Source organism: Chryseobacterium sp. VD8 (genome assembly GCF_037149975.1).
Classification (GTDB): domain Bacteria; phylum Bacteroidota; class Bacteroidia; order Flavobacteriales; family Weeksellaceae; genus Chryseobacterium; species Chryseobacterium indicum.
This window is the reverse complement of sequence record NZ_JBBCQL010000033.1, coordinates 15,511-27,703: the sequence shown is the minus strand read 5'-3', so window position 1 is coordinate 27,703 and position 12,193 is coordinate 15,511. Positions and strand designations below refer to the sequence as shown.

Annotated in this window: 16 protein-coding genes; 4 read left to right on the top strand and 12 right to left on the bottom strand. The window is 34.8% G+C overall.

The genetic code is table 11. The features are described 5' to 3' along the window. The 3 genes from WFK35_RS06020 to WFK35_RS06010 form a co-directional block, all read left to right on the top strand. A partial coding sequence (locus tag WFK35_RS06020; protein WP_442892013.1) for a DUF6909 family protein occupies positions 1-340 on the top strand: 340 nt, incomplete at its 5' end. Positions 341-905: 565 nt separating this feature from the next. Further along, positions 906-1,223, top strand: a complete 318-nt coding sequence (locus WFK35_RS06015) for a hypothetical protein (RefSeq protein ID WP_336731847.1) — start codon at positions 906-908, stop codon at positions 1,221-1,223. Positions 1,224-1,357: 134 nt separating this feature from the next. Beyond that, positions 1,358-3,199: a M1 family metallopeptidase gene (locus WFK35_RS06010; RefSeq protein ID WP_336731844.1), complete on the top strand. Its 1,842-nt coding sequence runs from the start codon at positions 1,358-1,360 to the stop codon at positions 3,197-3,199. Between the two features lie 69 nt (positions 3,200-3,268). On the opposite strand, the gene WFK35_RS06005 is transcribed toward WFK35_RS06010, so the two are convergent. Both WFK35_RS06005 and WFK35_RS06000 read right to left on the bottom strand, forming a co-directional pair. Then, entirely contained in the window at positions 3,269-3,445 is a 177-nt protein-coding gene (locus WFK35_RS06005) for a bacteriocin-like protein (protein WP_336731842.1), read from the bottom strand. A gap of 173 nt (positions 3,446-3,618) precedes the next feature. Beyond that, a complete protein-coding gene (locus WFK35_RS06000; RefSeq protein WP_235132495.1) occupies positions 3,619-4,221 on the bottom strand; it encodes a hypothetical protein in 603 nt (200 codons plus the stop codon). A 157-nt stretch (positions 4,222-4,378) separates the two neighbouring features. Here WFK35_RS06000 and WFK35_RS05995 point away from each other — a divergent pair, with 157 nt between their 5' ends. Next, the gene (locus WFK35_RS05995; RefSeq protein WP_336731840.1) at positions 4,379-5,137 is read left to right on the top strand and encodes a type III pantothenate kinase; all 759 of its coding nucleotides are present in this window, start codon (positions 4,379-4,381) and stop codon (positions 5,135-5,137) included. A gap of 72 nt (positions 5,138-5,209) precedes the next feature. Here WFK35_RS05995 and WFK35_RS05990 read toward each other — a convergent pair whose 3' ends face one another. The 10 genes from WFK35_RS05990 to WFK35_RS05945 all read right to left on the bottom strand — a co-directional run bounded on the left by WFK35_RS05990 (position 5,210) and on the right by WFK35_RS05945 (position 12,175). Then, positions 5,210-5,641: a nucleoside deaminase gene (locus WFK35_RS05990; protein ID WP_336731838.1), complete on the bottom strand. Its 432-nt coding sequence runs from the start codon at positions 5,639-5,641 to the stop codon at positions 5,210-5,212. Next, the gene (locus tag WFK35_RS05985) at positions 5,642-6,271 is read right to left on the bottom strand and encodes an energy transducer TonB (protein WP_336731836.1); all 630 of its coding nucleotides are present in this window, start codon (positions 6,269-6,271) and stop codon (positions 5,642-5,644) included. It lies immediately after the preceding gene. A gap of 54 nt (positions 6,272-6,325) precedes the next feature. Then, on the bottom strand, positions 6,326-7,246 hold the full coding sequence (locus tag WFK35_RS05980; RefSeq protein WP_214588064.1) for a helix-turn-helix transcriptional regulator: 921 nt from the start codon (positions 7,244-7,246) through the stop codon (positions 6,326-6,328). A gap of 123 nt (positions 7,247-7,369) precedes the next feature. Continuing rightward, positions 7,370-7,996 carry a leucine-rich repeat domain-containing protein gene (locus WFK35_RS05975; RefSeq protein ID WP_336731834.1) on the bottom strand — a complete coding sequence of 209 codons (627 nt, stop codon included), beginning with the start codon at positions 7,994-7,996 and terminating at the stop codon, positions 7,370-7,372. Between the two features lie 153 nt (positions 7,997-8,149). Further along, positions 8,150-8,323, bottom strand: a complete 174-nt coding sequence (locus WFK35_RS05970; RefSeq protein WP_336731833.1) for a hypothetical protein — start codon at positions 8,321-8,323, stop codon at positions 8,150-8,152. A gap of 239 nt (positions 8,324-8,562) precedes the next feature. Continuing rightward, on the bottom strand, positions 8,563-9,117 hold the full coding sequence (locus WFK35_RS05965; RefSeq protein ID WP_336731831.1) for a hypothetical protein: 555 nt from the start codon (positions 9,115-9,117) through the stop codon (positions 8,563-8,565). A gap of 3 nt (positions 9,118-9,120) precedes the next feature. Continuing rightward, positions 9,121-9,810 carry a hypothetical protein gene (locus tag WFK35_RS05960; RefSeq protein ID WP_336731829.1) on the bottom strand — a complete coding sequence of 230 codons (690 nt, stop codon included), beginning with the start codon at positions 9,808-9,810 and terminating at the stop codon, positions 9,121-9,123. Between the two features lie 73 nt (positions 9,811-9,883). After that, positions 9,884-10,540 (bottom strand): DUF2589 domain-containing protein, encoded by a 657-nt coding sequence (locus WFK35_RS05955; RefSeq protein ID WP_214588074.1) that lies wholly within the window; start codon positions 10,538-10,540, stop codon positions 9,884-9,886. Between the two features lie 316 nt (positions 10,541-10,856). After that, positions 10,857-11,075, bottom strand: coding sequence for a hypothetical protein (locus tag WFK35_RS05950; RefSeq protein ID WP_336731828.1), 219 nt, complete (start codon positions 11,073-11,075; stop codon positions 10,857-10,859). Positions 11,076-11,137: 62 nt separating this feature from the next. Next, on the bottom strand, positions 11,138-12,175 hold the full coding sequence (locus tag WFK35_RS05945; protein ID WP_336731827.1) for a patatin-like phospholipase family protein: 1,038 nt from the start codon (positions 12,173-12,175) through the stop codon (positions 11,138-11,140). Between the last annotated feature and the right edge of the window lie 18 nt (positions 12,176-12,193).

Genomic DNA, 12,193 nt, shown 5'->3' with positions numbered 1-12,193 from the left:
TTTCGAAGGTCCGATGATTACCGTTTTGGGAACTTCGCTTCAGAACAGGGATATTCTTTCTTATTTTATGAATACTTCATGGAAAGCGATCGGTCTTGAAATGGAAGGAGCGCATTACCAGAAAGCAATTCAGGTGGCATCTAAAATCAGGCATCACATTACTCCGGATTTATTCGTGATGTATGCTTATTACGCATCCGATAATCCTTTGGAAACCGGAAGTACCCTTTCTTCGGGAGGTTTAGGATTAACAGGAGTAAAACCAACGTATCTTATCACCTTAAGAATCTTAGAAAAGATCTTACAAAGCGGAAAGAAAGAATCTTCAGCGAAAAAATAATCTGATTAATTTCAATACATATAAACCTCGAATGTCTTCATTTGAGGTTTTTTGTTGAGACATGAATTCAGTTTATTCAAACACGAATGACGCAAATTTTCCACACGAATTTCACTAAGTTTATTTGTGCTAAAATTATGTTTGTTATTTGTAGAATTTGTGTTTAAGACATTTATTATAAAGAAAGTAAACTCAGCCGCGCGAATTTTCCACACGAATTTCACTAAGTTTATTTGTGCCTAAAATTGTGATTATTATTTGCGGAATTTGTGTTTAAGACATTTGCTTTAAAGAAAGTAAACTCAACGTCGCGAATTTTCCACACGAATTTCACTAAGTTTATTTGTGCCTAAAATTGTGGCTTTTATTTGTGGAATTTGTGTTTAAGAACGTTTATCTTTAAGAAAAATTAAAACTAATGAGTTCAACAGCACAATTAGCCAAAAGATTTAGGGAGGTTACATTAGATGGTTTATGGATTGCCAATACCAACTTCAGAGATCAGCTTTCCGATGTTTCTTGAGAAAAGGCAACAGCCAAAGTAGATTCTTTAAATACCATCGCAATGCTTACTTTTCATATTGATTATTATATTGCCGGTTTAATTAACTTTTTTGAAGGTGGCGATTTGGAAATCAGGGATCAATTCAGCTTCGACCTACCTCCGATTGAATCTCCGGAACAGTGGGAAAGCCTGAAAAGTAAATTTTTAAGCGATGCCGAAAGGTTCGCAGATTTATTGGAGAAAATGCCCGATTCGAAAATGAACGAGGCTTTTGTAGACGAAAAATATGGAACCTATCTCAGAAATATAGATGGCATGATTGAGCATTGCTATTATCATCTGGGACAGATTACTTTGATTAAAAAATTGTTGAATTAAACATAAATGACGCTAATTTTCACGAATCACACGAATTTTTATTTGTGCTTAAAATTGTGTGAATATTAGTGATATTCGTGTTTAAATAGATTATTATTTTTAAATACTTATCTTTAGAAAAAATAAAATTTTAAATGAAAAAATCGGTTGCAATCCTGTTTGCATTTATCATTTCACAGTTTCATGCTCAGCAGGGAGCTTATTATCAGCAGAGTGCGAAATATAAGATGGATATTGATGTAAATGCTGAAAAGTTTACCTACGAAGGAAAACAGACCTTAGATTACAAAAATAACTCTCCGGACGAACTGAATGTTGTCTATTTCCATTTGTACTGGAATGCTTTTAAGCCCAATTCGATGATGGATCAGAGAGTTGCAGGACAAGGAAAAAACGGAGATTCCAGACTGCAGAAAGACGGTGTTTCAAGATTAGCTTCTATCCCGAAGGATCAGGAAGGAGCGCAGAATATCCATTGGATCAAGCAAAACGGCAAAACACTTAAGTTTGAAGTTCAGGAAACGATAATGAAAGTGTACCTTGCAGAACCGATTAAACCTAATTCATCCACTACATTTACTTTAGAATGGGATGCGGTAATTCCGCAGCAAATCAGAAGAAGCGGAAGGAACAACAGTGAAGGAGTGGACATGACGATGACGCAGTGGTATCCGAAAATCGCAGAATACGATTACGATGGTTGGGCGGCATTTGATTATATCGGAAGAGAATTTCATGCACCATTCTCAGATTTTGATGTTACGATAAAAATCAATAAAGAGTATGTCATCGGAGCAGGAGGAATTCTGGAAAATCCTTCTGAAGTAAAAGGGTATGATGCCAATGCTAAAATTAAAGCAGATAAAAATAAAGCAACATGGAAATGGAGCGCTAAAAACATTCTTGATTTTGCGTGGGCTGCAGATAAAGACTATATCGTAAAAAGTTTTGACGTTCCGCAAGGTCCGAAAGTTTTTTTAGTATATCAGAATAACGATAAAACAAAAGTCTGGGAAGAAGCGCAGCCTTACATCACGAAATATTATCAGTTGATGAATTCCCATTTCGGGAAATATGTTTATCCGACATATTCTTTCATTCAGGGAGGAGACGGAGGTATGGAATACGGAATGTGTACCATGATTTTAGGTGAAGCAGATGATATTGAGGGACTAATGGGATTAATGGCTCATGAAGGAGCTCATTCATGGTATCAACAAATGTTGGCTACCAACGAACCAATGCGTCCGTGGATGGATGAAGGATTTACAAGTTATGCGGAAGGATATGTCATGAATCAGTTATTTCCTCCTGCAAAACAACTTCCGAATCCTTTTGCCAATTCTTTGAATGCTTACAGAAATTTCGTGAAAAAAGATATTGAAGAACCCGCAGTCTGGCTGGGAGATCATCACGATAACGGAACTTCCTATACATACGCTTCTTATGTAAAAGGAGAATTGTATCTGGTTGAACTGGGCTATATTATGGGCGAACAGAATCTTGCAGAAACATTGAAGCAGTATTACGATCATTGGGCGCTGAAACATCCTTCAGACAGAGACTTTTTACACATTGCCCAAAAGGTTTCGGGAATGGATCTGAAATGGTTTCAGAATTATTGGATCAACACCACAAAAACAATAGATTACGGAATCAAAGACGTAAAATATGATGCAAAATCTACCACCATTACTTTGGTGAATAACGGACAGGTTCCAATGCCAATTGATTTCAGTTTGATAACGAGCGATAAGAAAATGGTTACTTACCAGATTCCTATGAACATGACGCATACGTGGAAGGAAAAAGATGCTTACGGGGAATTTAAAACAATGCCATATTGGCCTTGGACTCAGAAAGAATATTCGATTACTGTACCTTATACAAAATCACAATTGTCTGTTTTAGGAATAGATTTCAGTCAAAGACTTGCTGATGTAAATATGGCAGATAATTTCGTTGAAGTGAAATAAATTTATTATATAATAAAAAGCGAGGCTGTCCTTTTGAGACAGCCTCTTTTTTTTATTTAAATTAAAAAATTATATAAGACAATATCTTTTTACGGAAGTTGGGCATCCCGGAATTGATGTATAAGTTAAATCTGGTCCTGGATTTAATTGGCATCCCATAGCATACATGTTATCAACACATTGCTGTGTATAGCCTCCTTTTACCGTTTTAAGACTCTCTCTTGAAAGCTTTTTTAAATTTTTCATGATTATTTGATAATTTGTTTTAATTTCCTACTCTAATTAAGCTTTTCGGACTCCGCTTTAAATTTGTCCTAAATTAGTGAATTTTCTAAATAAAGCAAGAATTAATTTTCTTTCATGTAAATTTTTAGAAAATGGACTTTGAACTATTAATAATCGAGTGATAAAGAAGGGTATTACTGAATCCCGAACTGCTTTACCATCCAATGATTGGAATGGTTCTTAATCAAATCGTTTTTTAGGGCTTCATCATTGGTATTGAGATAACTATAAACTTTTAAAGGAACAGAATCGGGATATTCTTTTAATCCCTGAATAATTGCAGCTTTGGCTTCCTGTTTTTTATCGCCGCTGTCGAATGATTCGTATTTGTAGATATAAATGATGGCAGGGATTTTTCCATAGATTTTTTTTGTTTCTTCTTCCAGCAAGCTCATCGTTTCGATCTGAAATTCAGGGTTTGATTTTTTCCCGACAGCAGCAGTCTGGCTAATGTGCTGCTGATACATCAAAAAAAGCAAAAGAATGTGGATGTTTTTAGTATCGGGATTAGAAATCAGAGTCTGAATTTTTCCTATAGTTTCATCCGTCATTTCATCATTTTCCGCCTGCAAAGTTTTATTGTAAAACTCATCCAGAATATTATACACCGTTTTGTCGGTCCCATCAGTTTTGGATTCTTTTTTAAGCTTTTCAAAGACTTCTTTTGCAGCAGCGGCAGTCTGAGAGAAGCTGTTTATTCCCCAAAGAAATAAAAATAGAAGGATCAGTTTTTTCATGAAAATTGAGTTGAAGTGATTTTTAGGTCTAAATATAAATAATTGTTTTTTAAGTATAACAAAACTTATCCCGAAGATCGACTGTGTTTTTATTAAAATCATTAAATTTAGTGCCTTAAAATTAAACGGAGATTTCCATCTTTTTGAAAATAAATAAATGAAGTCAATTGTAATAAACATAGGGAACAGCAACATCAGATTCGGGCTTTTTAACGAAGATAACTGCGAGATTTCCTGGGTAATTAATACAAAACCTTACCGAACGACAGATGAGCTGTATGCGCAAATGCTTATGCTGTATCAGACTTATAAAATTGAACCTGAAGAAATCAGTAAAGTTATTATCGGTTCCGTTGTACCTCAGCTTACAAAAGTGATGAGTGCGGCGATAAAAAAAATTCATGATATTCATCCCGTAATTGTAGACAGAAATACACCTTCCGGAGTTCAGGCAAAATCTAAACAGATGGGAACGGATATTTATGCAAACCTTGTCGCTGCTCATAATATGTATCCGCACAGGAAAAAAATTGTTCTGGATTTCGGAACAGCACTTACAGCGAGCTGTGTTGCGGAAAGTGGGGAAACTTTAGGGGTAATTATTGCTCCAGGAATTGTTACCGCTCTTAATTCTCTGATCAGCCAGACCGCTCAGCTTCCGGAAATAGAGCTGGTAAAGCCAAAAACAGTTTTGGGTTTAGATACCGTAACCTGTATGCAGAGCGGAATGGTATATGGATTTCTGGGAATGGTGGAAGGGTTTATCGACAGGATAAACGATGAAGTGAATGATGATTGTTTTGTGGTAGCTACAGGAGGAGTTTCTCACGTTTACAAGCCTTTAACAGATAAAATTCACGTGATGGACAGATTGCATACTTTGAAAGGACTATATTTTCTGGGGAAAAATTTATAGTAAAAGTTGAGATTCAGATTTTAAAAAACCATTGATAAATAGTATACTAAATCTTAGCCTCAACTTTTCTTATCATCTTTTAGATTTAAAAAATTCTTTTACAATTAAAGAACAGTCATGTTCTAAAACACCTGTGATGATTTCTGTTTTTGGATGAAGTGAAAGATGTTTGTTGATGAATCCTCGATGCTCGTCTCGCGCTCCGATCACCACTTTTGAAATTTGTGACCAAGACAATGCCCCTGAACACATTACGCAAGGTTCCATTGTAACATATATCGTGCAGTCTTTTAAATATTTTCCGCCCAGAAAATTCGCTGCAGAAGTTATGGCCTGCATCTCTGCATGAGCCGTTACATCATTTAATGTTTCGATAAGGTTATGGGCTCTTGCAATCACCCGATTGTTTGAAACGATAATACATCCGATAGGGACTTCATCTTTTTCCAGTGCAATTTCGGCTTCATGAAGAGCCATTTTCATGAAATATTCGTCGGTAAACATTTATTGCTCAATATTCATGGTGAGTGGGAGCCGGAAACGGTATCTTACCGGACCGCCGTTGATGATGGCGGGAGAAAACTTCTGAGAAACAGAATACAGAGCAATTTCAGCCTGTCTGTTAAAGGTGAAATTATCTCCTTCAGCCTGAACATTACTTATACTTCCGTCTTTTTCTACGATAAATGCAACATTTGCCTTTACGGTTTTTACATCAGAATATACACCCCCGAGATAAAAAAGGTTGGCAACTTCTTTCCGCAGTTCATTAATTCCTCCCGGATAATCTGCCATCTTATCGATAACAACAGAAGGAATAGCAGGAGTCTCGGCGGACGGAGTTTTTAATAATTTTAGTTTATTAAGATCTTCGAGATTTTTTGTCTTTAATAAAGCTCCTGTAAGCGCAACATTCTCTATGCTGTCCATTTTCTGCATAAAAAGCATATAGTCGACCTTTATAGAAGCCTTATGATAATTGTCTGTCTCGACATCAAATTTTTTCTTAAACTCTTTGCCGAGCATGGAACGGTGCTGGTTGTAATAATTTTTAATAAGCTTAAATTCCTCAGTCTGTTGGGAAAAACAGAAAGAAAAACCGCAGCAAAAAAGAAAAACAAAAAAAGATTTCACTTTGATATATTTATGTAAATGTAATCAAAAAAATGGATCAATTTAATAAGTTTTTTAGCTTTCGAGATACCTGTTTAATGATTCCTGCAGATGTTTGCGGATATCGTCAACTAAAACTTTAGGTTCCAGTACCTGAACTTCTTTTCCGAAGGAGAGAATTTCCTGCAAAAAATCGTACGTAGGATGCAGGAAAAACTCAAAAAATATTTCTTCCGGTGTTTCTTTGGTTTCTTTCTGAGACTGATGAAGCGGAAAACTTCTGATGTATTCTCCCTGATGTCTGCTGCATTTTAAGGCAATTTTCTGCGGATTCTGTTCCGTAAGATTCATCACTCCGAAAGCATTTTTAAAATGTTCTCTGAAATTGTATTTGTATTTCTCTCTGAAAGTATTTTTAGAAACATCCAGATAATTAATCCTGTCTAATCCGAAAGATTTCAGCATTTTATCTTTTGTATCGATAGCGATAAGATACCACCTTCCTTTGGATTCTTTTAAAGCCAGCGGATGAACTTTTCTTGAAGTCATCAGTTTATTTTTGTAGTTGTAATGCTCAAAAGAAACAATTCTTTTATTACGGATGGCAAAAAAAAGGTCATAAAAATGCTCAACGCCAGTTGGTTTTCTGCTTTCAAAAAAGATAAGATTTGAAAAATCAGGATGAAGGTTCAGGGCGTTGCTTACCTGAAAAGACTCCAGTAATTTTTGATTATATTCATCCACTTCCATAATTGGGCGGCTCTCGATATAATACCGGTTATCGCCTTTCTTTTTGTTATGAATAGAAAGATTGAAAAGATCTGAAATTTCCCGGATATCTCTTTGCAGTGTACGGATAGAGTAGCTTTTAATCCCCGCATCCTGAAATTCGAAGGAATTAAGAAGGTATTCTTCCAATTGAGAATAAGTAGCCGGAGAACCTTCCAGTCTTTTAATAATTAAGGCGTACCTTGTGAGATAAAAATCTTTTTTCATTGTTAAAAGTTTCTACCACAAATATATGAGGTTAAAGCGACAAAACTTGTCGTATTTTAATTTTTTTAAATATTATTTTTTAGAATCGATATGAGTTTCATGATCTTTGTTCTAAGGTAATTTTTATCTGTACGTAATCACTGCTGTTGCAGGAATTCCCGAAGCACTAAGATCCAACCCTGCAGGAGCAGACACCGTTTGTAATGAAGGAATTAAAAAAGCATTTTTTCCTACTGATTGTACTGTGTTTGGAATATACAGATCATTAACTGCCGCTTTATAATTCAAGAAAACAGAATCTTCAATCCTTATAAGACCTTCATTGAGTATGATTTTTTCTAAAACACCTGTTCCTCTTGTATTGGATTGACTATCAAAAGCATTAGATCCAATGAGTTTTAATGTAGAGGGAGTTTTAATAACTTTTATGTTCTGATTGCTAAATGCATATTGCCCGATTTCTTCTAAACCTTCATTTAAAATGACCTCTCTTATTTGATAGTTAAATCCTTCATACGAGTATGCAGCCGCAAAAATCTTCTTTGTATTGGATGGTATTATCAGTTTAATCCCGGATCCTATTAAATTATTTCCGTCAAAAAGCGGAATTACTTTTTCAAATGCTTCAACAGAATCCTGTGGTATTTTTTCTTCCTTATGCCAATATGAATCCATCCATTCCCAGAATTGATTTTGTGTAGGGTAATCTCCCTTTTCAAAGTAGAGTTTTAGTGCTTCTTTTGTTATCATAATATATGTAATTTTTGCGTATTAATTTGATGGTGTTTTTTAAACAAAGTTCCGGCTGTTCAGCATTTTAAGAATATTGAATTTAGAAAAACGAAACAGAAATGGTGGTATAAGAGACTGCTGAACAGCAGCAGAACTTGATATGTTTAAAATTTAATTGATATATATTTTTTTGAATGTCATCATTTTTAAAACTCCGTCGGAAGACGTTTCAATGTCATTAAGATAATTGTCGTAATCTGTTTCTGCATTTTCAATATCGCTCCATTCAATAGTGTAGCGGTTTCTGTCGAAAATAATGTCTGAGTAATGATGTTGTGATTTCATTTTGTTTTGGTGTTTGGCATTAAAAATTGAATACATTTTGGGCTGTTCAGCATAGATACGTTGAGTGAAAATTTATTTTTTTAAATGATACTTTGTGTTTTGTTTTATACTTCAAATGTAGACATGGTGAACGTCAAAACTTGACGTATTTTTTTAATATTTAAAAATTTATTGCCTGATGAAAAAAATAACCCAAATGTTGAGTTATTTTCTACAATAGATAATGCGCAAAAATAGTGTCACATAAATTCCGTTATTTCGATCTCATCGCCAACAACCATGATGATGTCTGTTTCAGACAGTATAGATTTTAATTTGATGGCTCCTACGCTAAGTTCATTATCCATGAGTATGGTCTGCCATACACTATTAACAAATACTTCAAAAGAAACCTGAGGGTTGTAATGTATTGTTCCCCTTTGTTTTAGAAGTGTAAGCAGCTGTTTTATAAGTTCACGACAGTCGTCTATTTTCTTTTCAAAAGGTATTAATACCGTTAATACCGTACTTTGCAGATCATACAGAATATCTGAAGCCGCTTTAATTTGTTTTTTTTTAATATTGCCTCCTCTTTCGTTACTTATTCTTGCAGCGAGAATTTTTGCTCTGAAACCTGCCAGCTCGGAAACAGCACTAATGTTATAAGAAGAAAAGATATCTTCAGCAGATTTCAGCCAGACCAATAGCGAGTCGATAAAATAAGGATCTTTTTTTTCCAGTTTCGAAACAATAGAAGGAAACTGGAGCAATTTCTCTTTCAGTTGTTTGATCAGAATAAATTGTGATTTTTTCATATTTTATTCAGGAATTAATGTTTCGACTATGTTACCGTCAATATCTTCATGTCTGGACCATTCCATTCCGGATTCGGTTACACTCATTTTCGCTATAATGATACATTTGGGATCCAAATCCATCAGTTTACTTGCTTCTACAATTACCTCGTTGGGGTTATTCGGTTTGTCCTCTATCGCTTTTTTTGCTTCCTGAAGCATTCTAGAATAAAGCCTTTCATGCAGTTGATCAGGATTTACCAATTTCCAGTTGAAGTTGGGAAGTGAAGTACAAAGCTTTATAATATACTTAGGGATACTATTAAAATACTTCGTCTCAGCTTGAGTGACATCAGTTATATTTCCTCGTTTCATCTCTGCAATGTCGCTATTATACTCAACCTGTTTATCACTAAGAAGTGCCTTGAGCTCTGTATCACTATCTGTATCAGAAGGATCATAATCTGTTTTGGCTACTTTTAAAATTTCGTCATAGGTAAACTCCGCGAAAGATAAAACCGGCGATGCCGCTGCTTTTGCAAAAGGAACTGTAAGTTCTACTGTTCCTACCTTCATTCTTGGAACAGAGAAATGTTTTAGCAAATCGTCCTGAGCATATTCTTTCGCAATCTCTAATGTTTGTATATCTGCCATTTTTCTGGCTGCGGTAATTTCTGATACAATTCCGCCTAAATATTCTTTTAATGTCGGCATAATAAGTTAGTTTTTGTATTAAAAAAAATGAAGCAAAAGGATGGCTGCCAAAGCAACCACCCTGAAATTTAAATTAAACAGCGGCAATACTGTCTTCCAGCATATCCATAATTCTTGAAAGACCAGCAGGCAGTTCATCGTTTACAGCTCTTACATGTACACCCAAAGTGTATGTTCTTTCTGTAGTTGAAGTACTTGAAGTCGTCTTCTTATAAGAAGCGGATGCATTGAATTTTACTTTCCAGAATTTTGCACTGATAGAAGCATTTCCTGAGAATTCGCTAGATACATTTTGTGTTTCTACTGAATTCAATTTCGCATTAAAATCAATAGTCACTTCATCAATTCTCAAAGCCGGAATCGTAAGCATCGTAAGGAAAGGAACTTTTAGATTTACGGCTGATTTTAGAAATTGTTGAGATACATTAATGGTAGCAGGTATAGCGGTTGCAGAAGCTTCTACTCTTCCTGCGTCTTTCAGGTCCTGAAGTGTTTTACCATAATCCGGGTTGGGTAGAGATTTTTCATAATTAAAATCTACATATCTCAACTGAGAGGGTATTGCGGGAGTACTTCCTGCAGCGGGAACCGCAGGGGTAAAGCCTACTTCTTTAATGAAATTAACTTGGGAAATCGAAGCGTCGTGTTGTGCTTTTACTGCAGCCTGCAAAGGACCACCAATGTAAACACTAAAATCTAAACTGTTTAATTCTTGTACTAAATTTGCCATAATTTGTGAATGGTTTTAAAATGTTAATAATAATTGAGATATAGTTAGTGCTAGCAAACTAATCTTATTTTGAACATAATCTTATCCTATCCAGTGAGAAAACTGAATGATTCTTTGTAGTAAAAAAGCCGGATGGATTAAAGAGAAAGAATTCTGAAGATCATAATTTCAGAACTGAAAGTGTAATTATTAATATTCTTTTTGTATTAAAATTTTCATCGTTGTAAGTTTTTAGATTATTGTTTTTAATTTCTGAGGTAAAGATATTTACCCAAAGCGTCAAAACTCGACGTATTTTTAATTATTTTCTAAAAAATTAAAAATTTTCTGAAATATATTTTCTGATGAATACGAAAAACAGAATAGTAAAAACAAAAGCAGCGATTACCGAACATATTACATTTTCAATCGGCATATATGGATGTCCATCTTTTGTGACCGGAGGATTGAAGTAGTCTAACAAAAAATAAAAAATAAAACAGCCTGCAACGAAAGAAAGGATATTGAGAATAATAAATGTGAATATTGTTTTCATGATTGGTTATTATTTAAATATAATTAAAAAAGCTTATATCTGTATTTTATAAGGTATATAGCTTATATTTTGTTTTTAATGAGCTTTTGAACAATCTGATTTAAGATTTCTCTGTTATCATCAATATAGCTTAATCCTGCTTGTATCAGATTTTCAATATTAGATCTCTTTACATTATCCATTGCAGGAGAAGCGTTTTTTAAAGAAGGATTAAGTCTGTAATAATTTTTCTGATTTCTCAGTCCTAAAGTCTGGAACATCTGACAAAGCTGATAGTCTACTGTTTCTGCGTTGGCAGACATCAAAATATCGATTATTGGATTTACCCAGCCTATTTTCCCGGATTTTTCCAGTTTTTTAAAAGAATATGATCTCGCTTCGATCCCCGTTCCGATAGAAATAACAATCATATCATTTACGCTTGGATGATTGGCTTTCTGATGATTTTTCAGAGCTTCCGCAAACGGAATTTTTCTTGCTTCTGCGTAGGCGCACAAAGCCGGATTATTAGCAAACATTCCGCCATCAATTAAACTGAAAATTTGCCCGTACATCGATTTTATCTGAACCGGGCTGAAATACGTCGGAGCTGCAGAAGTAGCTCTGCACACGTCTTTTACATAAAAATTATCTGTACTTAAACTGGCTTTCCACGAATTGAATAGTTTTGCTCTTCGGTTTTCTATATCGTAACTGGTTATTAAACAAGGTTTTATTAATTCTTTTAATTCTAAATTTCCAAAAAAATCATTCAGGTTTTTTTCAAGTGCTTCCTGAGAAATTTTTTCGTTCAGAAGTCCGAAAGGATTTACCAAACGTTCCCAAAAAGAAACCTGAAATATGTCACCACCTTTTTCAGCATATAATTCTAATCCTTTTTGGATAGAATATTTTGCTTTTCGGTGTTCATCGGGACAAAGAATAATAGAAGCAATCAGTCCGCCGGTGCTGCTTCCCGCAACAAAGTCGAAATAATCACCAAGTCTGGCACTTGGCTTGTCATGAATCTGAAGCTGCTCTTCTATGTAACGCAGAATAATGCAGGTGATAATTCCTCTGATTCCGCCTCCGTCCAAAGAAAGAATGGTTGTTTTTTTCATATGATTTTTCTCTTTTTT

Coding starts and splice junctions, on each gene's coding strand:
- WFK35_RS06015 (WP_336731847.1), top strand. CDS start 906: ATGCTTACTTTTCATATTGATTATTATATTGCCGGTTTAATTAACTTT.
- WFK35_RS06010 (WP_336731844.1), top strand. CDS start 1,358: ATGAAAAAATCGGTTGCAATCCTGTTTGCATTTATCATTTCACAGTTT.
- WFK35_RS06005 (WP_336731842.1), bottom strand. CDS start 3,445: ATGAAAAATTTAAAAAAGCTTTCAAGAGAGAGTCTTAAAACGGTAAAA.
- WFK35_RS06000 (WP_235132495.1), bottom strand. CDS start 4,221: ATGAAAAAACTGATCCTTCTATTTTTATTTCTTTGGGGAATAAACAGC.
- WFK35_RS05995 (WP_336731840.1), top strand. CDS start 4,379: ATGAAGTCAATTGTAATAAACATAGGGAACAGCAACATCAGATTCGGG.
- WFK35_RS05990 (WP_336731838.1), bottom strand. CDS start 5,641: ATGTTTACCGACGAATATTTCATGAAAATGGCTCTTCATGAAGCCGAA.
- WFK35_RS05980 (WP_214588064.1), bottom strand. CDS start 7,246: ATGAAAAAAGATTTTTATCTCACAAGGTACGCCTTAATTATTAAAAGA.
- WFK35_RS05975 (WP_336731834.1), bottom strand. CDS start 7,996: ATGATAACAAAAGAAGCACTAAAACTCTACTTTGAAAAGGGAGATTAC.
- WFK35_RS05970 (WP_336731833.1), bottom strand. CDS start 8,323: ATGAAATCACAACATCATTACTCAGACATTATTTTCGACAGAAACCGC.
- WFK35_RS05965 (WP_336731831.1), bottom strand. CDS start 9,117: ATGAAAAAATCACAATTTATTCTGATCAAACAACTGAAAGAGAAATTG.
- WFK35_RS05960 (WP_336731829.1), bottom strand. CDS start 9,810: ATGCCGACATTAAAAGAATATTTAGGCGGAATTGTATCAGAAATTACC.
- WFK35_RS05955 (WP_214588074.1), bottom strand. CDS start 10,540: ATGGCAAATTTAGTACAAGAATTAAACAGTTTAGATTTTAGTGTTTAC.
- WFK35_RS05950 (WP_336731828.1), bottom strand. CDS start 11,075: ATGAAAACAATATTCACATTTATTATTCTCAATATCCTTTCTTTCGTT.
- WFK35_RS05945 (WP_336731827.1), bottom strand. CDS start 12,175: ATGAAAAAAACAACCATTCTTTCTTTGGACGGAGGCGGAATCAGAGGA.